This window comes from Bradyrhizobium sp. Ken01, assembly GCF_055807355.1.
In genome coordinates this window covers 1-22413 of sequence record NZ_JBVVPC010000042.1, presented here as the reverse complement: position 1 = coordinate 22413, position 22413 = coordinate 1, and the positions used below count along the sequence as shown (strand labels likewise).

The following is a 22413-nucleotide window of genomic DNA, read 5'->3' as shown; positions in this document are numbered from 1 at the left end:
CATGATTACTCCGTTTGTCCCGATGTAGCCGATAGCGACAAGAAGGTCTCGTAGGTCTGCCGCATTCCATCTGCAAGCCATGTTCTCGCGCGCCAGCCGAGTTTGTCGAGACGGCCGACATCGAGCAGCTTGCGCGGTGTGCCGTCGGGACGCGAGGTATCGAAACTGATTTCGCCCTGGTAGCCGACGATTTCGGCAACGACACGCGCGAATTCGGTGATAGTGATGTCCTCACCGGTGCCGATGTTGATCAGCTCGGCACTCGAATAGGTCTTCATCAGGTGCACGCAGGCATCCGCCATGTCGTCGACATAAAGGAACTCGCGCCGCGGCGTGCCGGTGCCCCAGACCACGACATTCTTCGCGCCAGAAACCTTGGCCTCGTGGAAGCGGCGGATCAGGGCGGCGACCACGTGGCTATACTCGGGATGATAATTGTCGCCAGGGCCGTAGAGATTGGTCGGCATCACGCTGATGAAGTCGGATCCATACTGCGCGCGATAGGCCTCGATCATCTTGATGCCGGCAATCTTGGCGATCGCATAGGGCTCGTTGGTGGGCTCCAGCGGACCGGACATCACCGAGTCCTCGCGCAAGGGCTGCGGAGCCAGCTTCGGATAGATGCAGGAGGAGCCGAGAAACATCAGCTTCTCGGCGCCACTCAGATGCGCGGCATGGATCACGTTCGCCGCAATCGCGATGTTGTCATAGATGAATTCGGCGCGCAGCGTGGCGTTGGCGACGATGCCGCCGACCTTGGCAGCGGCTAGGAAAATCACCTGTGGCCGCACGCGCGCAAACCAGTCGAACACGGCCGCTTGATTGCAGAGATCGACCTCGCGCCGGTCCACCGTCACGAGATTCACGTCCTCCCGTGCGAGCCGGCGCACAACCGCACTGCCGACCATGCCGCGATGACCCGCGACGTAGACGCTTTTGCCCTTCAGCTCAAACCGTGCGTTTGCCACCGGCCCCATCCCGTTTGGCGTCCGCCAGGTCGCTCGCCATCATCTCCGCGACGAGCTCTGCAAAGCTCCGCTTCGGCGTCCAGCCGAGCACCTCGCGCGCCTTGCTGGCGTCGCCGACGAGGAGATCGACCTCGGTGGGGCGGAAATAGGTCGGATCGATCTTCACCACCGTCTTGCCGCTCGTCTCGTCCACGCCGGTCTCCTCGACGCCTGCCCCGCGCCATGCAATGCGGCGGCCGAGCTGGGCGAACGATAGCTCGACCATCTCGCGCACCGAGTGCATCTCGCCGGTGGCGAGCACGAAATCGTCGGGATTGTCGGCCTGCAGGATCTTGTGCATGCCCTCGACATAGTCGCGCGCATGGCCCCAGTCGCGCTTGGCTTCGAGATTGCCGAGATAGAGCGTCTCCTCCAGCCCGACCTCGATACGGGCGACTGCGCGCGTGATCTTGCGGGTCACAAACGTCTCACCGCGGATCGGGCTCTCGTGATTGAACAGGATGCCGTTGCTCGCAAACATGCCATAGGCTTCGCGGTAGTTCACCGTGATCCAGTAGCCGTAGAGTTTTGCCACGCCGTAGGGCGAGCGCGGATAGAACGGCGTGGTCTCCTTCTGCGGGATCTCCTGGACGAGGCCGTAGAGCTCGGAGGTCGAAGCCTGGTAGAACCGCGTCTCCTTCTCCATGCCGAGGATGCGGATTGCTTCCAGCAGGCGGAGTACGCCGATGCCGTCGGCATTGGCCGTGTATTCCGGGCTCTCGAAGCTGACGGCGACGTGGCTCTGGGCGGCGAGATTGTAGATCTCGGTCGGCCGGATCTGCTGCACCAGGCGGATCAGATTGCTCGAGTCCGTCATGTCGCCGTAGTGCATCAGGAACGGCACGTTGCCGACATGAGGGTCCTGGTAGAGATGATCGACCCGCGCGGTGTTGAACGAGGACGAACGCCGCTTGATGCCGTGCACGACATAGCCGAGCGACAGCAGGTATTCGGCGAGATAGGCGCCGTCCTGGCCGGTCACGCCGGTGATCAGAGCGACCCGCCGTTTGCTCTCGTGGTTTAACAAGTCATCTCTCTGCGCAGGTTAATGTCGTTCCCCGATCGACGACGTCAATCGCGTCTGGCTCTTCCAATGCGGAAGCGTCACGCTCTCGATCTGCCGAAGTGTGGACCCTCTACAGGCATTGCGCCGATTGCTCAACTGTACTGAGGTAAACCTTCCACGGCGAAAGGGTTTTGAAGGACTATACGAAAGTTTGTAGTCCGGCAGATCTCGTCTGGCCTTCGTCAGGCGCTTCTCTATCGTTTAGGTGCGACCATTGCGGCGCAGCTAAGGGGTAAGCAGACCGTTTGGCCGTGAAGCTCCCACAGTCGCTCGGTGCTCAGCTCGCGCGTCAAGCCAGGGAGTTTCCCTCATTTCTTGTCCTTACCTGAGAGCTTACCAGTCTTGCTGTTCATCCAGTGCAACTGCGAGCAAACCGGGCCAACAAAGCCTAGAAATTCGCTCTCTGTCGCGCAGCCCTTATCATTATCGATCCATTTCTGAACAATCATGTTGGCAATCGGGCAAGCAAAAGTGAAGGCGCGCATATTGGCTCTGTGCTGTTTGAGTTCATAGCAAATGCATGAATGAGGCAGGTGCACCTGCTTTACCAAACCTCAAGGGAGATTATCGCGACTAGCCGTGTGCTCTGCCCCCCTACGACGAATACAGTTGCGGAAACAATCTGGCGGTTCATTGCGCGCGAGTGCGTCTCGGAGTGGACAATAATGGTGCGTGTAGCGCGCGGACGACGGCGGTACTATGGACAGGCGAAGACCGGATGTGCGTGAACAAGCCGGCTTGAGCGCAGCCGGTGTCATTGAAACGGTTAGCTGATCCCGAGCGCCCCTTCTGTTATCGATACGGCGGCAAGGTCCCGGTTCTTGAGCCCGCTTTCGGGGAAACCACCCGGAGTGACGGATCAATCGCGTTCTATCTCAATTATCGCACTTGATTTGCAGCCCCTCCGAGAAAGAGTTGGGATGAGCTGCGCGCGAAGGACGTCGAGCTGGGCCATTTAACCACGCGCCGCCTGCTCGAATGCGACAAAAGCAGCGTAAGCTTAGAGGCACACCCTCGAAGTGGATCGCCCGCTTATTGAGTTCGAACGCCGCGTTGCGCTCAATCAAGGCCGAAATCTTCGGTCGCTCGCGGGTCTAGACTTGCACATCATTTCCTTTCCGAGGCGCTCACATGAGCTCTCAACACTCGTTCGTCAGGTCTCATTGCCTAGAGCGGCGCTCGGCCTTGGGGCAATTGTCGGGCCTGCATGTGGAGCAGATCCAGCTCGCGGAGTACCGGCAGCTCTCTTGCTGCCGCAATAGGCGCTGCCGAAGGCCAGCAGCTGCGCGCGCTCCTCTTGGTCATCTAGTCTGCTTTCTTTCAAGGACGCCGCGTCCGTCCGACCATGGCATGACGTGCATTCGGGCATGGTGATAAGCGCACCATGATGACAGCTTTTGGCGCGGTCCCCTCACAACGGGTTCGCCGCACATATACGCCGTTCCAGGATCGCCATTCTTGAAGCCGACAATGGCCCGGCATTGGCCCTCACAGTGATCGACGAGCAAGACCCTGTTGGATTTATCGGGTCTTCTCACATTACCGCTCCGGGACAGCGCACAATCTCCCGGCGGCTCGTTGGGCACTCGGTGCCCGCAAAAGTCTTTCGAAGCCTCCAATGGTGGATTGGTCCTTCTTACATGTGAGCGATGGTGTCTTCATACGGCTCGGCCAGTTTCGTTGACAGAACAGAAATAGCGTCCTTCGCACTCAGCGCGATCCTCGAGCCGCTTTGGCAGAAGACCTCTCATCGCACGCGATCGCGCTCCGCTTTAGCCCACAGGAATTCTGAAGCGGCCGAAGATTGATGCTACCTAGCGGCGCACTCTACAATCTGACGCTACGTGCGGTTCAATCCCCCTGGGGCTAATCGCGTGAATATGTCAAACTCGTATTTGTTCGCCGGCAGCCAGCCGCGAAGCGAGGCAGGCGCTTTACCAGATCAGCTGGCTTTCGATATTCGTGGTCTGCGGAATCGCGCAGCTCAGGTCCGCTGAGTTGTGCGCGCATAGCGACGCCGAGCTGTGAGGCTGCTCATCGCTAGACGACGAGTGACCAGCGAGTCCCTGAAGTTCTTGGAACGTCCATGGGATAGGAGCTGCCTCGCCGCCGGAATCAATCGTCCATGGCGAGAAGGCTCTCTCTCGCGTGTGTGCGAATTGGCTTCGGCCTATCCAGCCGAGCTTCCGCTCTCACTGTTCCCGGGACTTTGTGGAGCCGCGGCGGCCGGGCGGAATAGGAACCAAGATTAAACGGGAGCGCGCTATTCTCGTGTGAGCCGAATTCTGGGCACCAACAGTGACTTCGCCGTTCTCGACAAGTTTGAGCTATCGACCTCGAAAGGCACGTCAGGTCATCGATCATTGAGGGTTCGATACCTGTGGGAAGATCTGCCTGGCCGTCATACGTTTGGAAAGGCCACCAAGCGGTGCTCAGCCCTGGTCCCGTTGAGTATCGCGGCTTGGGTCCAGATTGGCGTGTTTGCTACAATCGTGGTTGGTACCAGAGAGTTGCTATTGGGATCTGCAACTTCAGATCGGCCGAAGCGAAAGACGACGGTTCTGGAGGCAATCAGACGTCTCATGGAACGAGCAGCGTAGTTGGCCATCCTCTCTGATGGGCCGCCAAGGCCTTCGTAGGGGGCGCCGATCGGCGTTCCCGCCACTCATCTTGAGGCGCGAGCGATTGTTAGGCCGGCATTCTCTAGCGCATCCAAAATCCTATCAGCCGCCGCCCGCGGGTCGGGCTGCTCCTCTCCGCTCACGTTACAGGCCAACGTAGCAGCGATGATCTCGTGCGCCGTTTTGCGCTGGAGGCAATCGTACTCGGCATGCTCACCACAAGCATTGCAGGTGATCACTGGTCGGCCAGTCCAGGGATCGTGCATTGCGACCTCGCACCAGCTTTCTGTATGACATTTCGGGCAGAGCATAGATCGAGAGTTCCCTTGAGGTCAGAGCTCGCGCGCTACGTGGTCATCACTTGAACGACTACTTGGTAGCCGTTGCTGCAGAAGCATTGATACTCCGAAGGCCGTGTCGCCTGTCCGCGAAACGAAAACCACGATCGAGACCAGCCCGGAGGCCGCCCAGGCACCCGAAGGGGTTCCGGCGTGAGCGACCAGTTGACGCATCTCTGGCGACAATGCCTTCGATCGCGCCGCCTCGGTGCGCTTCTGGAACCGACGTCGGACGGATCACGGCGAGCATCGGCACATGAACGCTGAGAGACGATCGTCGAGCGCATCCGGCAAAGGGCTCTCAGTCGCGATCTTGACCGCGGCTTCACGAAGCGCCGGCTCATCCGGCCACTTGCTAAAGCCGTTCTCCAACTTTCATTCCACTCTGAGCAGCAAGGCGCTGATCTCCGGACGGCGACCTCCGCCGTGAGCAATATCTCAAATCGGGCAATCGCCACGCGGCGATGCTGTTCGATCTTAGAAACCAGTTCTGCCGGTTCCCGAGATCTTGCAGCGAGTCGCCGAGGCCGCCTCAACTGAGGCGTTTGGGGCCGCCGCGGGCGTTCTCAAATCTGAGCTCCAAATCACACATTCCCAATTTTGTCGCCCGGAAGCTGTTGTACGGCTAGGCGCGCTCGCCAGCGGCATGAAGACCTTACAATCTGACGCTACGTCCGATTCAAGCCCTTATGTTGAGAGTCGGCCATTTGGCACGGGGACCTGACGCGAATCCAATCTCCATTATCATTTTGCGTTGGCGCGATGTTTTCAAGTGGGCGTTCTCAACTGAGAAGACCGTAGTGAAGATTACTCGACTCGCTTGGGCCTATTGCGAGTGGCTTGGTCGCATCTCAGACATCGACAGAGCGGACGGTAGATGAAGGCGAATGAGGTGCGTTTGCGAAAGCGAGCCTACGGGATCTTACGTAGGTCATGTGTCGCATTTTCTTGATCTAAATATTGCATCGTCTTTTGCATGAAGCAGAAGAAGCCATTCTCCGACGCCAAACATTGGCGAGGGCGTGCGGAAGCGACGCGAGTAAAAGCGGAGTCGCTCGAGGACGACACATCCAGATGCAGGCTCCTCAAGGTCGCTGAGGAATATGATAAGTTGGCCCGCCTCGCGGAGGGGCAGCAGAGAAATGGGGTTGACGGGCAGTTCTGATCGCCGCCGGAGCGATCGTTGCATCGAAGGTCAATGCGTCGCGATCGCGGCGCGGAAGCCTCTCCGTGGGACGGCTCTCGGGTTGAACTGCGAAACGCCCTCATACGGTAACGCCGATGAGCGAGGCTGTTCAAAAGTGCGGTCCGCGCGTCCGAGCCTCTGGCCGTGAATCAATTGTGAGTAAGGTTGGTCGGCCACATAGATGACGCATTGACGGTGTCTCAGGCGACAAGCCGGCTAACCCTGGACATGAGAAGGAATGAGATGAAGCCCACCGTCAGATCGTCGCAAGAGCGAAATTGCAAGCCTCTCGCTCGACGAACTGTCGAAGCATCGGCCTCGCCTTGCATCATCTGCTGAAGCCGGCCACGTGTCTTTGGGTGACAAACTAGCGGATCCCCGGATCATGCCACGCGAATTGGCTTCCGCCGCCATTTTGGCTATGAAGCGTTTCAGTCGAATTGTGGCATCTTGCACCAACACTGTTAGCTCAACGCCATAACGTTACTTGCTAAGGCGAAGAGGCGAGCGGAAGCTCCTGCTGGCAGCTTGCGTAGCCAAACCGGGCGTAGATTGTCTGCGCGGATCGTGTGAGTCAGGCAAGTTCGCAGCAAGTCACGCATGACGTGAAAATACAAATGATAATTACGGTCGAAAGACCAACCACAACAGAAATCTTCGGTGGACGATTCCGGACAGAACCGATGTTCTTCATCCAGGTAAGTTGGTGCGGGTGATCAGGAGTATCTGGGACGGGCCATGCCGAGTAGCAGCCGCACGATGGAAGTGTCGGACGACACGTGTGGTGCCGGAGTCAACTCTGTCGGTCGAAACAAGGAGAACGCGTGAGGAAACAAATTGCGGAAAGACTCGAGGCGGGGCGCGTAAGCGATGGCCGATTCGCCACCGCACCGGGATCTGGTCCTTCCGGTCTCTTCTACGTGCAGGGGCCTTGTGGCTGTCAACTCAAGATCATCGGCTTCGTCCGTCCGGGATGGGAGCATGTCTCAGTGTCGACGCCACGGCGTTCTCCAAATTGGGACGAAATGTGCCTCGTCAAAGATCTGTTTTGGGATCAGGAGGAATGCGTGATGCAGCTGCATCCTCCTCGTTCGCAGTATGTGAACAATAGTCGCTATTGCTTGCATCTCTGGAGGCCGACACGTCAGGTTATTCCGATGCCTTCCGCAGCTTTCGTGGGCATCGTCGGGCTCGGGCCGTCTGAAGCGGCAATTCTGTTTGGGCAGGTGAGTGCCGGGTCATAACGGATCTCGCCGCGTCGGTGTAAAGTCGAGCGGCGGTAAAGTACTCTGCTGTTTCCCGCAGATCATCTTGGAGAGTCCAGGGGGATGTGCGCAGCGGGCGACGAGCACACGGTCGGTGACGAATTAAATTAGATCCGTCGCTCCGTTATACATGTGGCGCGGCCAAACCACATTTGTATCAGGAAACGATCCTATGGGGCGCAACCACGCATAGGCTGGTTGCCTTAGTGAGGCGTGTCGGGGAATGTTGTTGCGCGTGCCTCGATCTGCGAGGAGGTCCTGCATGAGAGGGCGGCTATTAGGCTGATGCGGGCGCCATCCCGGGTGCAACTCGGCGATTATTCTCGTTTAATCCCGGGCAAGAGTGTTGCTTTGCGGAGCTACGCACGACGGTATCGTCTGTATGATCGAGCGAAAGTCTCGGGGGATGCTGTGGAAGGCGAAGGCAATAGCGGCCACCAGAGCGCGCCGGTCCACCTGGCAACGTGCCGCGGTGGAAGGGTTTACGCGCTTCTATTTGCTGACCTTCTATTTCAGGCCCACACCGTTCATCGCGGCGATTTCCACCCAAATCACGTCGAAACCGCAAGCCTGCTTAGCATTAAGACCGGCGGTTGTCCTGAAGATTTCGCCTACTGTGCACAGAGCGTGCCTTACGACACTGGGCTGAAGGCAACTCGCTTGATGGATCGCGTTGATGTGGTCGCCGCCGCGCAGCGCGCCAAGGCCGCCGGCGCGACTCGCTTCTGGCTGGCTGCGGCCTGGCGCAGTCCAAAGGACCGCGACCTCGATCAGGTCTGCGACATGATTGCTGCCATTAAACGTGTTGATATGGAGAGTGCGCATCGCTCGGCATGCTCACGCCAAAGCAAGCCGAACGGCTCGCCGACGCCGGCCTCCTCCGGAGTTCTACCGCAGCATCATCACTACCCGGACCTTGCAGGATCGCAGCGACACTCTTTCACGCGTGCGTGGGTAGGGCACCAAAGTCTGCTGCGGGGGGATGTCCCGATCGGTGTTGAACTACGTCGGGCCGACGTTGCCGGGATGAATGTTACGCGGCCCTCGAGACGTGGGCAACGGGCTTGATCGTCATGCGATCGTGGTGAGCTTGAAGGGCTGCACGCAGAACCGACAATTGCTTATGCGCCTTCAATCGTCGAAAGCCCTTGTTGGCCTCGATCATGCCGGCCGCGACCCATCGCAAGGCCATACCGGCATCCCGCCAGCGTTTGACGTTGCGCGTGACGCGGCGAATGGTGCCCATCATGTTCTCGGCGATGTTGGTACAGGCGAGCGATCGACGAAGCTCCTTCGGCAGCTTCAACCGGACGACAGTCAGGATTTCGTCGAGGCCTTCGAGGATGCTGGCCGCGACGCCGGGCCATTGCTGGTCGAGGCGACGCGCGAGATTGTGGATCAATTTTTCAGCCTTGTCGGCGTCATCGAGCTCCCACGCCTGGCGCAGCACCCGACGGGTGGGCGCATGATGCTCTTTCGGCAGGCGTTCCATGATGTTGCGCGCCTTGTGGACCTGGCAGCGCTGGATCGCAGCGGCCGAACCGAAGGTGCGGCGGATCGCCTTCGACAACGCTTTCGCGCCGTCGGCGATGAACAGTCTTGGCATCGTCGGGTCGAGCCCGCGCGAGACCAGGTTGTCCAGCAGGGCCTGAACCGTTGCGGCATTCTCGGTCGCCCCTTCCACCAGCGCCAGCGGATGCTTGTTGCCTTCGCCGTCAACTCCGATCGCGGCGACCAGCACGAGATCGTCGCCGAGATGCAGCCCGTCGATTTGGACCACCAGAAGGTCGAGCGCGGACAGATCGGCAGCCATGAAGTCAGCCAGCCGCGCCGCCGACAGCGCTACGAACCTCCGCGAGGCCGCCGACTTCGAAACCCCCGATCCGGGCGGTGCCGGCACGTCACCTTCGGGCAGCCGGACGGCGCGGCCGAACCGGCGCGTCGACACATTGATCAGCATCAGGTTCATCGCCCAGCGACCGAGCCAATCCTCCTGCGCCGCCGTTTCCCAGCTCGGGATCGTGACCTCGCCGCCATCCACGCCCCGGACCCGCGGGCGCTCGACCTCGATCTTGCCGCCGTGGAAGCCGATCCGTCCCCGCGTTCGGCCCCAACGGTGCGCCCGCCGCGCCGCGTCGCGATCGTGGCGCGGCCCCGCAGGCCGCCGTGACATCCGCCTCCATCATCGTGCCGAGCGCCTCGATCCCTGCCGCAAGGCAGAACCGATCGAAGCTCGCCCGCACTTCTGCAAACGCTTCGTCCACAGCCCCGGTCGCCGGCGAACCAGCCGGTGTGATATCTCTCGTCATGGCGTTGCTCTCCTTTGTGGAATCAGCACCCCGAGCCTACCGGCTCAAGGTGGGCAACGCCGACCTCTTCAGAAATTCAACAGAACCCGGGACATCCCCTGCTGCGGCGGCATTATTGGTATGGGTGAGCACGTCGAGGACCGTTTCGGCATGCTGTACTGCTGGCCAATCTTCGCAACCATCCGGATTAGTCGATGACGTCGCAACACTCTGCCGCACTCAAACAAAAAAAGTACAGCTAGTTCATTGCAGGTTTGGCTTGCGGGAGACCCGCGCGTGGTGGCATTCCAAGGACCAGCTGAGACAGATATGGAACGCCGCGAACGATGGAGCGGACCGTTAGCGCGATCGCAACGATGGCGGCCCCGAGCACACCCGCGATGATCAACCGCGTCGTGAGATCCCAAAAGCCTCCGAACTGTATGAAATCCATGAGACGGAACACGGTACCCTGGACGAGATAGAGCAGCAGCGTGGTCTGACCCAGCTCCACAGCGATAAACCGGGCAATTCGATTTGAATGGCCGAAGCTCCAGCATTGCAGCAGGAGTTCGATAGCGATTGCCGAGGCAGCCGCAGCGCCAACAAACATCAGAAGCACGTCTTTGGCCGACCGAAAATCGTGAATGACCCCAAGATTATTGTACACATAATTGTCCTTGCCCCAAGCTAGAAAGGATACGCAAGTCACTATCGAAAGAAAGAAAATCAGGAGCAGCTTGTGATTTCGCGATGTGCTCGTCCATCGTTCTCTCGAATCGGCAAGCAAGAATCCCAAGCAGAAGAACGGGTAAGTGAATCTGATCAGGGGGGATATGGAGAACGTCAGAGGCGCGAGTGCGACCAGTATGGCTGAGCCAGATACGGCCCAAGATCGGTGGCTGAGCTTGGTAAAAATCTTGAGGAGAAGGTAGGAAAAAAACGTGGCCCAGATGAACCAGTATGTGCCGGCGAGATCGTCTACAAGTTCCCAAAGTCCGCTCGTTAGGCTGGTCGCGCGCCACAATGCCGCTAACTTAGCTGTCTCCATTAACGCCCACCAAAACAGCATCGGCAGCAAAAGCTGCTTCGCACGGTCGCTGGCGGCTCCAATGAAGGACTTTTGCACGAGCGATCGAAAAGAAAGATATCCGCTTATCGCCATGAAGAGTGGCATGTGAAACATATAGATCGATTTGTAGTAGGGCGAATACCAAAACCCGTCGTCTCGATAGATGACGTACTGGATCAGGTGCCCAACGATCACCAAAACAATGAGCGCACCTTTCGCGAAATCTAAGCTTAGATCTCGATCGTTTGCCTTTGTCGCGCGCGAGCTCGGGGCGATCGTTCCAGTTACGGGTAGCAATGTATCAAACATCTAAATATCTGTTGTTGACGAGCCGGCGGCCCATTGTTCGCTTCTTCTGCCTCATTTTCGATCCAAGCGAAAGGTGATGGCGGGAGTTTTTGGGAGGGAATAAGCCCAGCGTGTTAGGCTTTGAAGAATTAGCTGTGGGCCGAGCGTGTCTGTCGCCTCAGGGAACTTTGCGGCAGAGAAAAGATATCGGATTTGGAAATGCTGGTGTAGCAGAACGGGCGCGGCATACTACTTGCAGACGCGGTTCTGGGAGGAAGACTGTCGCGCTCAGCCTCCCACTCAGCCCGACGCATCTCAGACCCGGCTTCTTCTGTTGGTCCAGAACAATCGACGTTTGGTCCGTCACCTTCTTGACGCCGAGGTGCTTACGCGAATGGGGGCTTCTAAAAACTGAACTCGGGCACGCCAAGATGGGGCGCTATGCGCGCATGCGGATAGCGGTGCTCAGCAGTTCTAGAGCAAAAGCCGAGAACGAACGCTTCGTGATTGAGATGCTCGTTCGGTTTCGCGTAACTCACGCCGTGAACCGCCGGTCCCGAGACGACTTTCCTCGCAAGCTCCGCCGGAGTGATTCCTGCTGCACCTTGTAAACGGCTCGGCCCGGATTGCTGCTGCACAACTGCGGTCCTCACAAAGTCCGCTCCCGTGTGATGGGCACAGGCTCATCAGGACCAGGCGTGCAACCGCCTGCGCGAGTGGAGTGCCATCTCTTGCTGAAGCTCGTTGATTGGTGTGCATCCGGCGAAGGCCCTACTTAGATCGTACTTGGTCGGATGACCAATTGCGTTCAAGTGAGCGATGTTCAGAGAGCGCAAGTTTCCGCGCCAACGAGGTCGCCTTCGGCGGACCTCATTCTGGAACTGAGATAAGCAGCTCGATCAGAGTCGCTCCCGACCCCAGGATTGCTCAGTCGCGCGCGATCGAAGAATTGGCGCATACCACCCGGTTAGCTTTGGAAGCGGGAAGGATGTAGGCCGAAAAATGTCATCGTGACCAGAGGCGCGGACGCGCTCCCGGCGACAACGCAGCCCGCCAGCCGGAAGCGTGTACTGCATGCTCACGCTCACGGTCGCGGCGAGTAGAAAGGACACCGCCGCCGCGGATCTGGTCCGGCACGCGGGCTCATCGCGCGTCCAAGCCGAGCGCTTTGGGGGACCGGGCCGTTGTGTCGGCGGCGCGAATGCGTTCGGTAGCAAAGGCATGGCTTGAGATCGCATCGGCCAGCCGCAACGGATGCGTAAGTTTCGGGTGCTTCGGGTTGCTGGGGTCGGACACAGGTTGGCGAATCTGTCGGTGCAAACGTTCGACCGCTTCGGAAACCGTCCTGCCGCTGCGAGGGTGGTGTGCACCGTCAGAAAGGGAAGGGGGCATCGCCTCGTCGGATTGCGCGATCATACCAGGGGCTTCTTGTCAGGAGACCGATGTTGCAAGTGCTTCAACCGGGTTTCGAAAGCGGAATAACAGCGATATGAATGCGGCAAGATGGAAAGGCGTTGGTTGCCACTGGCACGCTGTAAGCGCTGGTAATCGCCCATTGATCGACATCGAAAGCGCCGTGCAGGTTGCGGCTTGGTCCGGATTGCTTCCCCATCTTTCAGGCGTCCGTTCCGTCACGATGCTCGTGCAGCGCTTTATCGAGGCAGGCTATCAACTCCAGACCGGCAAAGGGTTTGGGAAAAAAGCCAGTCACGCCGGCTTTCAACGCGCGGGCTCGCGTGCGATCGTCCGCGAAGGCAGTAATCAAGATGAATGGCGCAGCGTGGCCCTGGGCCCGCATCCGTTCCAAAAGTTCAAAGCCGCTCATCATGGGCATCTGCACGTCGGTAATGACACAGGACGTATCGTTCAATTGAGACGACCGCAAGAAATCCTCAGCCGATGCAAACGTATGAACGATGTGGCCCTGCGATTTTAAAAGATTGTTCAGTGCGGCACGAATTGAAGGATCGTCGTCGACGACGGAGATAGTTGAATACTTAGACAAGACCACCCGTCCTCGTTCGGCGAAGGCACTGGCCGAAGCATAGCGGCCAGCTGAAGGGTGCGCGTGTACGACGAAATTGTAAAATCATACTTAGGTTTGTACCTTGAGACGGTCGGTCCCAATTCCCAGCCTCTCAGCCATCCTAATCAAATCGGCTAGCGATCGAGCGCCCATCTTCCTCATCACGTGCCCGCGGTAGATTTTGACCGTGATCTCGGCGAGCCCGAGTTCCGCGGCGACCTGTTTGTTCAATAGACCGGTGGCGACAAGTCTCAACACATCCTGCTCCCGTGGACTTAGGGCCTCAAACAAGGACTGCAGCCTCTTGATTACCTTGTCTACACCTCGTCTTTTGCGATCCTTTTCGATAGCAGCGATGACGCCATCGAGCAGTTCCTGATCGCGAAACGGCTTGCTGAGAAAATCGATTGCTCCACCCTTCATCGCTTTGACGGTCATCGGAATATCGCCATGAGCGGTGATGAAAATGATGGGGATATGAACCTTCAATTTGGCTAACTCATTCTGGAGCTCAAGTCCGCTCAATCCCGGCAGTCTGATGTCAAGCACAAGGCAGCTAGGAACATCAGGAAGTTCGCTGTGGAGCAGTTCCTGGGCGGATCCGTAAGCAACGACATCTAGACCGATGGAACGAAATAGGTTGACCAACGATTCGCGCATCGAGAGGTCGTCGTCGACGACGAACACGCTCGGTCTCACCTCCGGCCCTTCGACAATTGCGGCTTGCGTCCGCGGTTCAGTGCGCTTGGTCACGATAAGAGCCTCACTTTTGCAATTATAGTAGAAATACCGTGCTAGGACGACCGCTGGTTGATCACCCTGGCCTGCCTAGGAACTTTCGCGCATTGCAAATCTGTGAGACTTTCCCAGGGATGTGACCGGGGCAGCCGTTCGCAGCGCGTAATGCATTACCAAGAAAGTCTAACAAAAAGCGCCCGAGTGGTCGAGAACTGGCTTTCGGGTCTCTCCGCCGTTCCGTGGGAACAGGCCCGCGGCATCGATAATCAATCAGCAGCCGTTTGAGAAGCACCGAATCCAGAAAGTGAGGCGTTCGCTCTTGCATGGGGGCGCGTCCCCGCGGGCCACTCGCGAGTGGAGGCTGCATGAGGCGGCGGATCCTCACTATGCGGCTGGATTAGAATGCCCGCCGTCGTGGTAGTTGGATGCGCGGCCGTGAGCTGAGCGAATTCGCGCGATGTTGCCTATGCATGCGCCGAGCTCGCCGGCATACGGCGTAGACTATCGCGCTTGTACTAAGGAAAAAGGAAATTAGAACGAGTAGCAGCGGCATCAGCACATGAACTCTTTTGCTTCGTCAGAGCGCCTGTGAGTTGCGTCTTTAGCGAGCTTGGGAAGGCATCTTGCATCGGCTTCGTACAACCTCACGCAAGGTGCGATTCAAGTCCTTTCGGTCGTGCTTGTAGGAAATATAGTCATCTCGATTTGCAGAGGTGCCTATGTTCCTTCGTCCCCCTGTTTCCTTCTAAGCGCCTGTCCCAAGATGGGTGGTGAATCTAACTAGAGAGGCCCATTCGCTGCCCGGCTGTCTACCGCTTCGGCAAAGCCAGTGCAATTGCCCTCCTACCTCAGCTCAACAAAGGCTCGTCCAGCAAAGGTATCGTTCTGTTACCGGTTTGGCGGCATCATAGGTTCGTGGCGAGCAGGCTGTTCGAAGCTTATCTAGTCAACCCGGCAAGATAGCACAGAATGCGAGCCGAGCGGTCAGCCGAAGTACTCGCCCCACTAGCTCATTGATCTTCCCACGCAGCTCATCAAAGCGGCCCGGCGCACTCCTTCGAGAAGAAGTGCGCAGGGTTCGCCCCCACATCGCCAGTACATCCGTGGCGATGCTGCCTCCAATGAAGCAATCCACATGGCAAAACTGAGGCTCGCTCCGCAGCCAAACTCAATAGTGGCCGGCTGCTACTCCACACCGAGGGCGACGAGCTTGAATTGTACGTAGCGTCACGTTGTGCGATGTCGAGTTGGCAAAGTCCGACAAGGTGCAGTGCGGAATTGGCAGGGAATGCGATAAATATTGTTACGTTGGGCGTGGCGAGGAGAAGGCGTTCCGCTGTTCTTCATCTTCGTTGCAATTCTCTTGACCGTTGTGGGATAGCTTCCGCCGCGCTTGAACGCCGGTTTAAGTATGGGAACTCTCCCTGCTCTCTCGGCTTCGACATGGCCGGCAATCCCCTCCTGCGAACGGCGGCGCCCGGCATTCCGATGAGTGAGGGCCTGTACGGGCTCTGTATCAGCATAAGGAGTGCCTTGTCGCGGGTCAGTTGCTTTCGAAAAATGGAAGCAGGAATCCTCAGAACAGCTATCGGCACGGTTTGGCTCAAACTGGCTCGCATATCTGCCGCTTGATGCTGCGGTTCAGATTCGATGACTGCATTGCACCTAACGAAATGGGCTTAGAATGATTGTCGATCTCGCAAATTGCACCGCGCCTGTCGGCGGCATTTCTCTTGCCTGGACTCGCGCGTTGCCTCGATCATGGGCAAACCGATCGGCTTTCACATGTCATGGCCTGATCGAGAGCGGCTATCCGGAGCCCTGCGGCATGTCGGTCAGCGGCTCGCTGGTGGCAGGTAACGGCCACGAGCCGGTCTATATTTCCGAGCGCACACGCTGCGTGATCGGGAGCCGCCGCCCATGCTGGGGGCCCCAGCCTGGGGGCAGGATTGCGGTCGATCGACATGATCGGGCTCTGTGCGTCCGTCGTATTTTGCCTGCTACGAATTCTTTGGCGGCCTTGATCCGGACCTGTGGCGTTCTTTGTGAAGCCCCTTCACAATTGCGTTCCTTATGTGTCAGATTTTGACTCGCGTCTTCCTAGTCTGGGTGGCCAAATGCCGCGGGACCCTCTCAGTCGGACTTTGTTCGGCTCAAATCTCGACAGCGACTTCCAGCCCCTGTGGGAGGATGGTGATCGCGCGTTCTGCCGTGCGTGGCGCCAGCTCATCCATGGCAGCAGAACTGTCGTGCTTGTCGTGCGGCCGATCACGGAACACCCAGCGACGCTCGACCGCCTCGTCCACGAGTGTGAGCTGAGGGAGGAGCTAGACGAGGCATGGGCGGTGCGCCCATTGGAACTGGTCCGGGAATCTGGTCGTACCATGCTGGTCCTGGAGGATCCATGCGGCGAGCCGCTTCTAAACTTAGTTGGAGCCCGCATGGAGCCCCAGCGCTTCCTGCGCCTCGCCGTTGGAATCGCGACGGCCGTGGGCAAGCTTCACCGGCACGGCTTGATCCACAAGGACCTGAAACCCGCTCACATTCTGGTCAATTGCCCGGACGAACAGGTGCGGCTCACTGGGTTTGGTCTGGCTTCCCGTCTTTCGCGCGAGCGGGTGCCGCCTGAGCCTGCCGAGTTCATCGCCGGCTCGCTGCCCTACATGGCGCCCGAACAGACCGGACGAATGAATCGCTCAGTCGACTCTCGCAGTGATCTCTATTCACTTGGCGTGATATTCTACCAGATGCTGACCGGCGCGCTGCCGTTCACGGGCTCAGACCCGTTGGAGTGGATTCATTGTCATATTGCAAGAAAAGCAACACCGCCCCTCGAGAAATCGCAAAATGTCCCGGAGCCAATCTCTCAAATTGTGATGAAACTCCTCGCGAAAACCGCCGAGGAACGCTACCAGACTGCCGCTGGCCTTGAACACGATCTGCAACACTGTCTGGCAGCATGGGCCAACCATGGTCGCATCGAGCCTTTTGAACTTGGCGCAGACGACACACCTGATCGGTTGATCGTCCCCGAGAAGCTCTATGGGAGAGCCCGCGAGATCGAGACCTTGCTTGGCTCTTTCGATCGAGCGGTGAAGAGCGGCGCGCCGAGGTTGGTGCTGGTTGCCGGTTATTCCGGCATCGGTAAGACTTCGCTCGTTCAGGAGCTACACAAAGTACTCGTGCCCTATCGCGGGCTCTTGGCATCAGGCAAATTCGACCAAGTGAAGCGCGATGTGCCCTATGCGACACTAGTGCAGACCTTTCAGAGCCTTGTGCGTCCTCTTCTCAGCAAAAGTGAGGGCGAACTCGCGACCTGGCGGCAAGCGTTCCGGGAGGCGCTCGCTGGGAATGGACGGCTGATCGTCGAATTGATCCCCGATCTGAGCCTGGTTATCGGCGAGCAGCCCGCGGTTGCTGAGCTTCCAGCCCGTCAAGCACAAATCCGTTTCCAGCTCGTGTTTCGTCGCTTTATTGGCGTGTTCGCCCGGCGAACCCATCCATTGGTGCTCTTCCTCGATGATTTGCAGTGGTATGACGCCGCAACACTCGACCTGATCGAGGATCTGCTGACCCAGCCGGATCTGCACCTGCTGCTTATTGGAGCTTACCGCAGCAACGAAGTTGATGCAGATCATCCGCTCAAACGCAAGCTCGAGTCCATCGGGAGAGCCGGCCTAAATCTACAGGAGATCACGCTATCGCCGCTCAGCGCAGAGGACGTCGGGCAGTTGGTCGCGGATACCCTTCGCTGCGGACCAAAGCGCGCTGCCCCGCTTGCGAAGTTGGTGCATCAGAAAACGATGGGCAATCCGTTCTTCGCCGTTCAATTCTTGTCCGAACTAGCCGGAGAGCAGCTGTTGACGTTCGATCACGTGTCGGCGCGCTGGCGTTGGGATCTGCAGCGAATTCACGCAAAAGCGTACACCGAGAACGTCGTCGATCTGATGCTCGGCAAGCTCATCCGGCTGCCAAAGGAAACGCAGGAAGCGCTGCAACAGCTGGCCTGTTTCGGCAACATCGCCGGGACGGCGGAGCTTGCGATTGTGCTCGAAATTTCAGAGGAACAGGTGCACGCGACCCTGTGGCCGGCAATCCGGCTGGAACTGATCGTGCGGCATGGGACAGCCTACCGCTTTGTCCACGATCGCGTTCAAGAGGCGGCCTACTTGCTGATGCCGGAATCCTCGCGCGCTCCTTCCCATCTGCGGATCGGTCGGATGCTCGCGGCACACATCCCTGCGCACAAACGCGAAGAGGCCATCTTCGACATTGTCAGTCAGCTCAATCGAGGCGTCGCGCTCATCGCTTCCGGTCAGGAGCGAGAGCAGCTCGCCGAGTTGAACTTCATGGCAGGGCAGCGTGCCAGGGCGTCGGCGGCCTACGCCTCGGCGCTCACATATTTCACCGTCGGTGCTGCGCTGCTCGCGCCCAATTCTTGGCAAAGGCGCCGCGAGCTCGCGTTCGCACTCGAGACCAGCCGGGCCGAATGCGAACTCTTGGTAGGCCAGCTGGAGATTGCAGAGCGTCTCTTGTCCGCACTGTCGAAGCGAGCTTTGAACGGGCCACAACGAGCAACGGTCGCATGTTTGCGGGTCGATCTTTACTTGACGCTAGGTCAGCACGGCCGGGCAGTGCTCATAGGTCTCGAATATCTTCGCGACGTCGGGATCGAGTGGTCGCAGCGTCCGACAGACCAGGAAATGCTGGCCGAATATCAGCGGATGTGGTCACAGCTGCCCGACGCAATCGAGGATCTTGCTGGTTTGCCTCGAATGACAGACCAGGCCACGCTTGCCACGCTCGCCGTGTTGACGCGGATTCTTCCGGCTGCAGGTTTCACGGACGCCAATTTATCCGCTTTAGTGATCTGCCGAGCGGTCAGCATCAGCCTCGAATACGGCAACACTGATGCTTCCTGCGCCCATTACGCATGGTTAGGCCGAATCTCGGCCGGACGCTTCGGTGACTACCAAGCGGCCGATAAATTTGGTCGTCTTGCTTGCGACCTGGTTGATCGCGGTGAGTTCTCTCGTTTTCGGGCTCACGTCTATTTGGCCGTCGGAGGCACCGTGATCCCGTGGACGAAGCCGCTTAGAGACGGCCGAGTTTTGATCCGGCGAGCCCTCGAAGCCGCGGTCAGTAGCGGTGATGTCATTTATGAGGCGTACAGTTCCGTCCATCTAACCGGAAGTATGATGATGGCCGGAGATCACCTGAAAGAGGTACAGAACGAGTTAGAGAAAAGCGCTGCTACGATCCGGAACAGAAAGGTACAATTTGCTGCTGAGGCGGTAGCCGCTCAGCTCGCAATCGTCAGAACCATGCGCGGCCTCACGCGCTCGCTCGGTTGCTTCGACGACCAACAATTTGACGAGCTAGACGTTGAACGATCGTTGGCAGGAAGTCCGGAGTCACCTAGCGAAACCGTTTACTGGATCCGCAAACTTCAGGCGCGCTTCCTATCCGGCGATTATGCTGCGGCTGTTGAGGCTCGCTCGAAGGCCGAGCCCAAACTATGGACCATACCAACAGAGCCCTTGACCGCGGAGTTTCACTTTTATGGTGCGCTGTCTCACTCGTGTTATTGCGACAGGCTGGGCGAAGGCGAACAACAGCCGCACCGAGATATCATTGATGCCCATTACAGGCAACTGCAGACATGGGCGACGAATTGCCCCGACAACTTCGAGAATCGGGCTGCCTTGGTCGGCGCTGAAATTGCGAGGTTAGAATGCCGGGATGCAGACGCAATGCGACTGTACGAACACTCAATCCAAACCGCAGGACGTAACGGTTTCCCCCACCACGAGGGGATCGCTTGTGAACTTGCAGCGCGCTTTTATGCTGCACGCGGTTTTGGCAGGATCTCCCGGGTTTACCTGCAGGACGCGCGGCGCGGCTACCTTCGTTGGGGAGCGGATGGTAAGGTGCGTCAACTCGAGGAGCTGCATCCGCATCTCATGCATCAGGAGGCCCCTCTCGCCGTGAATGGCATGACGATCGGAGCTCCGGTTGAGCATCTTGATCTGGCGACGGTGATCAAAGTGTCGCAGGCGATCTCCGGCGAGATTGTGCTTCAGAAGCTAATTGACAAGCTTATGCGGACTACCATTGAGCAGGCCGGCGCCGAAAGAGGTTTGTTGATTCTGCTGCATGGCGGCGAGCCACGGATCGAAGCGGAAGGCAAAACGGTAGCAGATGCCCTCGTTGTAAAGGTGGATGAACAGCCCGTAACTCCGATGGCTCTTCCCGAATCCGTGCTGCATTTCGTGCTACGTGTCCGCGAAAACGTGGTTCTCGAAGATGCTGTCGCCCAGCCTTCATTTGCCGAAGATCCTTATATCCGCGAGCGCAAAGCACGTTCTATTCTTTGCCTGCCACTGATCACGCAGGGCAAGCTGATCGGCGTACTTTATCTGGAGAATAATCTCGCCCCGCGCATATTCTCGGCTGCCCGAACGTCATTGCAGAAAATGCTTGCCTCTCAAGGTGCAACAGCCCTGGAAAACAGCCGGTTGTACAGCGAAGTTCACCAACGGGAGGCGAAAATCCGGCGCTTGCTGGACGCTAACATCATCGGAATCTTTATCATTCACGAAGGGGGCGAGATCATCGAGGCAAATCAAGCGTTCCTCACGATGGTTGGATACGACCAAGAAGATCTCCTCGCAGGCCGAGTCAACGGTCTCGACCTGACGCCTCCAGAATGGCACGAGCGCACATTGGGTGCTCGGACAGAAGCAAAAAGAACCGGAGCTGTTCAGCAGTTCGAGAAAGAGTACGTCCGCAAAGATGGCAGTCGCGTGCCAGTGCTAATTGGCCTCGCCACGTTCGATGCGCAACTCGACCAAGGTGTTGGCTTCGTCCTGGACCTGACAGAGCGAAAGAGAGCGGAAGCGGAAGCCCGTGAGAGCGAACGGCGTTATCGCGAGACTCTGATGGGCCTTGCACACGCCAATCGGATCACGACAATGGGGCAGCTGGCCGCCTCGATCGCCCACGAGGTCAACCAGCCGATTGCCGCGATCAGCAGTAATGCAGGGGCAGGGCTAAATTGGCTCGGTGCTCAACCGCCGAATCTGGAAGAGGTTCGGCAGACCTTCGGTTTGATTGTCCGTGACAGTATGCGCGCAGGAAACGTGATCCGTCGGATCCGCGCTCTTATGAATAAAGCTCCTATGCAAACGGAGCTTCTTGCGATTGACGAATTGATCGTAGAGGTGCTGGCCCTAGTCCACGCGGAACTGGCAAAAAATGATGTGTGGGTGCAGACCCTACGGCCTGAGGCTTTGCCGCTCGTTCGAGCGGATCGCGTTCAGGTGCGGCAGGTGATCCTCAATCTGATCACGAACGCCATCGAGGCCATGAGCGTGATCAAGGAAGGCGACCGCGAATTGCTGATCAGTGCCCGGACGGATGGTGCGAATAGCGTATTGGTCAGTTTTCGCGATACGGGTCCAGGGCTCGATCCAAACAGCGCAGACCGCGTGTTCGAGGCTTTTTACAGCACCAAATCCGAGGGCATGGGCATGGGACTGGCCATTTGCCATTCTATTATTGAGGCGCATGGGGGCCGGATGTGGGCGGGCCCGAATGATCCTCGCGGGGCGATCTTTCAGTTCAGCATGCCCATTGCGCCGGAGGGCGTGAATCGGGTGGAATAGGTGTCTTGAACGTCTTAGGCTCGATTTCGACGTCGAGCAGGGGTGCTCCGGGAGGCAATGTGACAGAAGCGAGCCGCGTGACGTTCGTAATGTGAAACATTCGCGTTTCTTGCTGTCCCGTCGGCGAGTGTGGGAGCGACCGCAGATTGTCGCGAATTGTCAGAAAATCTGAATCTGACCGCAGCGGCCAGATTCAAGACGGTTTGAGGGCTCTTTGCGACGTCGTGAGCCTTGCAGGGCGTCAATCGGAATCAGAGGAAGGCAGTAGACGGAGTGTTCGCGAGAATGACGTCAATGGCCATAGAGGAAATGGAGAAAATCTAAGTGATAAGGGATCGTTTACAACCCGTCGTGCGGTTGGTTATCCCTTCGGAATGAGGTGAGCCACTCGACGAGATTCGTCACGGTCGCTCTTGGACAAGCCCTCAATCACGCCGGCGCGATCCGCTGCTTTGCGGTTCTGACTCATCTTCCGCGTGCCTTCGAGCCGTGTAATTTGCAATCGCGGACCGACAATCCCCTTAAGCTGCGCTTTGATGAAGTCGGCAGGGGCGTCGGAGACGGCCCAGCGGTCTTTGCCCGCCGAGTGGTCATGCGCATCGGTCACTCGCGTGACTACCTCCAGCAGTCGATCGGCATCATCGAAGAAGTCGACCGGCCCGTAGGCATGCACCGCGACTTAGTTCCAGGTCGGTACGGCCTCGCCTCTCTCCTGCTTCGTCACGTACCAGGAAGGGCTGATATAGGCTCGCGGCCCAGTGAAAATAGCCATCGCTAGACTGTATGTCCCCCCACAAAATGAGGCGACTCACCCTCGATGTTGCGACGAGGGTTGCCCGGATGGACCGGGT

General features: G+C 58.3%; 9 protein-coding genes and 3 pseudogenes. 3 read left to right on the top strand and 9 right to left on the bottom strand.

Features of this window, described 5'->3' with window-relative positions; genetic code table 11:
- Positions 1-5: 5 nt before the first annotated feature.
- From fcl to AC0L3S_RS30385, 3 genes are all read right to left on the bottom strand, one after another.
- Positions 6-968 carry a GDP-L-fucose synthase gene (gene fcl, locus AC0L3S_RS30395; RefSeq protein ID WP_374762391.1) on the bottom strand — a complete coding sequence of 321 codons (963 nt, stop codon included), beginning with the start codon at positions 966-968 and terminating at the stop codon, positions 6-8.
- On the bottom strand, positions 949-2034 hold the full coding sequence (gene gmd / locus AC0L3S_RS30390; RefSeq protein WP_259219166.1) for a GDP-mannose 4,6-dehydratase: 1086 nt from the start codon (positions 2032-2034) through the stop codon (positions 949-951). Before gmd ends, fcl begins: the two co-directional genes overlap by 20 nt.
- A gap of 347 nt (positions 2035-2381) precedes the next feature.
- Positions 2382-2558, bottom strand: coding sequence for a hypothetical protein (locus tag AC0L3S_RS30385; protein WP_259219167.1), 177 nt, complete (start codon positions 2556-2558; stop codon positions 2382-2384).
- A gap of 4439 nt (positions 2559-6997) precedes the next feature.
- On the opposite strand from AC0L3S_RS30385, the gene AC0L3S_RS30380 reads away from it, so the two are divergent.
- Both AC0L3S_RS30380 and AC0L3S_RS30375 read left to right on the top strand, forming a co-directional pair.
- Positions 6998-7462 (top strand): DUF7694 domain-containing protein, encoded by a 465-nt coding sequence (locus AC0L3S_RS30380; RefSeq protein ID WP_456652753.1) that lies wholly within the window; start codon positions 6998-7000, stop codon positions 7460-7462.
- A 427-nt stretch (positions 7463-7889) separates the two neighbouring features.
- Positions 7890-8438 (top strand): annotated as a pseudogene (locus AC0L3S_RS30375) (biotin synthase BioB); the annotation flags it as partial.
- Positions 8439-8516: 78 nt separating this feature from the next.
- On the opposite strand, the pseudogene AC0L3S_RS30370 reads toward AC0L3S_RS30375, so the two are convergent.
- From AC0L3S_RS30370 to AC0L3S_RS30350, 5 genes and pseudogenes are all read right to left on the bottom strand, one after another.
- Positions 8517-9792, bottom strand: a pseudogene (locus tag AC0L3S_RS30370) (IS256 family transposase).
- A gap of 238 nt (positions 9793-10030) precedes the next feature.
- Positions 10031-11152, bottom strand: coding sequence for a nodulation factor fucose acetyltransferase NolL (gene nolL, locus AC0L3S_RS30365; RefSeq protein WP_259219168.1), 1122 nt, complete (start codon positions 11150-11152; stop codon positions 10031-10033).
- Positions 11153-12274: 1122 nt separating this feature from the next.
- A complete protein-coding gene (locus tag AC0L3S_RS30360; protein WP_259219169.1) occupies positions 12275-12547 on the bottom strand; it encodes a hypothetical protein in 273 nt (90 codons plus the stop codon).
- 199 nt (positions 12548-12746) lie between these two features.
- On the bottom strand, positions 12747-13142 hold the full coding sequence (locus tag AC0L3S_RS30355; RefSeq protein WP_085394331.1) for a response regulator transcription factor: 396 nt from the start codon (positions 13140-13142) through the stop codon (positions 12747-12749).
- Between the two features lie 84 nt (positions 13143-13226).
- Positions 13227-13910, bottom strand: coding sequence for a response regulator transcription factor (locus AC0L3S_RS30350; RefSeq protein ID WP_204513581.1), 684 nt, complete (start codon positions 13908-13910; stop codon positions 13227-13229).
- A gap of 2102 nt (positions 13911-16012) precedes the next feature.
- On the opposite strand from AC0L3S_RS30350, the gene AC0L3S_RS30345 reads away from it, so the two are divergent.
- The gene (locus tag AC0L3S_RS30345) at positions 16013-21562 is read left to right on the top strand and encodes a trifunctional serine/threonine-protein kinase/ATP-binding protein/sensor histidine kinase (protein WP_259219170.1); all 5550 of its coding nucleotides are present in this window, start codon (positions 16013-16015) and stop codon (positions 21560-21562) included.
- Between the two features lie 361 nt (positions 21563-21923).
- On the opposite strand, the pseudogene AC0L3S_RS30340 reads toward AC0L3S_RS30345, so the two are convergent.
- Positions 21924-22337: pseudogene (locus AC0L3S_RS30340) on the bottom strand (FMN-binding negative transcriptional regulator); the annotation flags it as partial.
- Between the last annotated feature and the right edge of the window lie 76 nt (positions 22338-22413).

Coding starts and splice junctions, on each gene's coding strand:
- AC0L3S_RS30360 (WP_259219169.1), bottom strand. CDS start 12,547: ATGATCGCGCAATCCGACGAGGCGATGCCCCCTTCCCTTTCTGACGGT.
- AC0L3S_RS30345 (WP_259219170.1), top strand. CDS start 16,013: ATGCCGCGGGACCCTCTCAGTCGGACTTTGTTCGGCTCAAATCTCGAC.
- nolL (WP_259219168.1), bottom strand. CDS start 11,152: ATGTTTGATACATTGCTACCCGTAACTGGAACGATCGCCCCGAGCTCG.
- AC0L3S_RS30385 (WP_259219167.1), bottom strand. CDS start 2,558: ATGCGCGCCTTCACTTTTGCTTGCCCGATTGCCAACATGATTGTTCAG.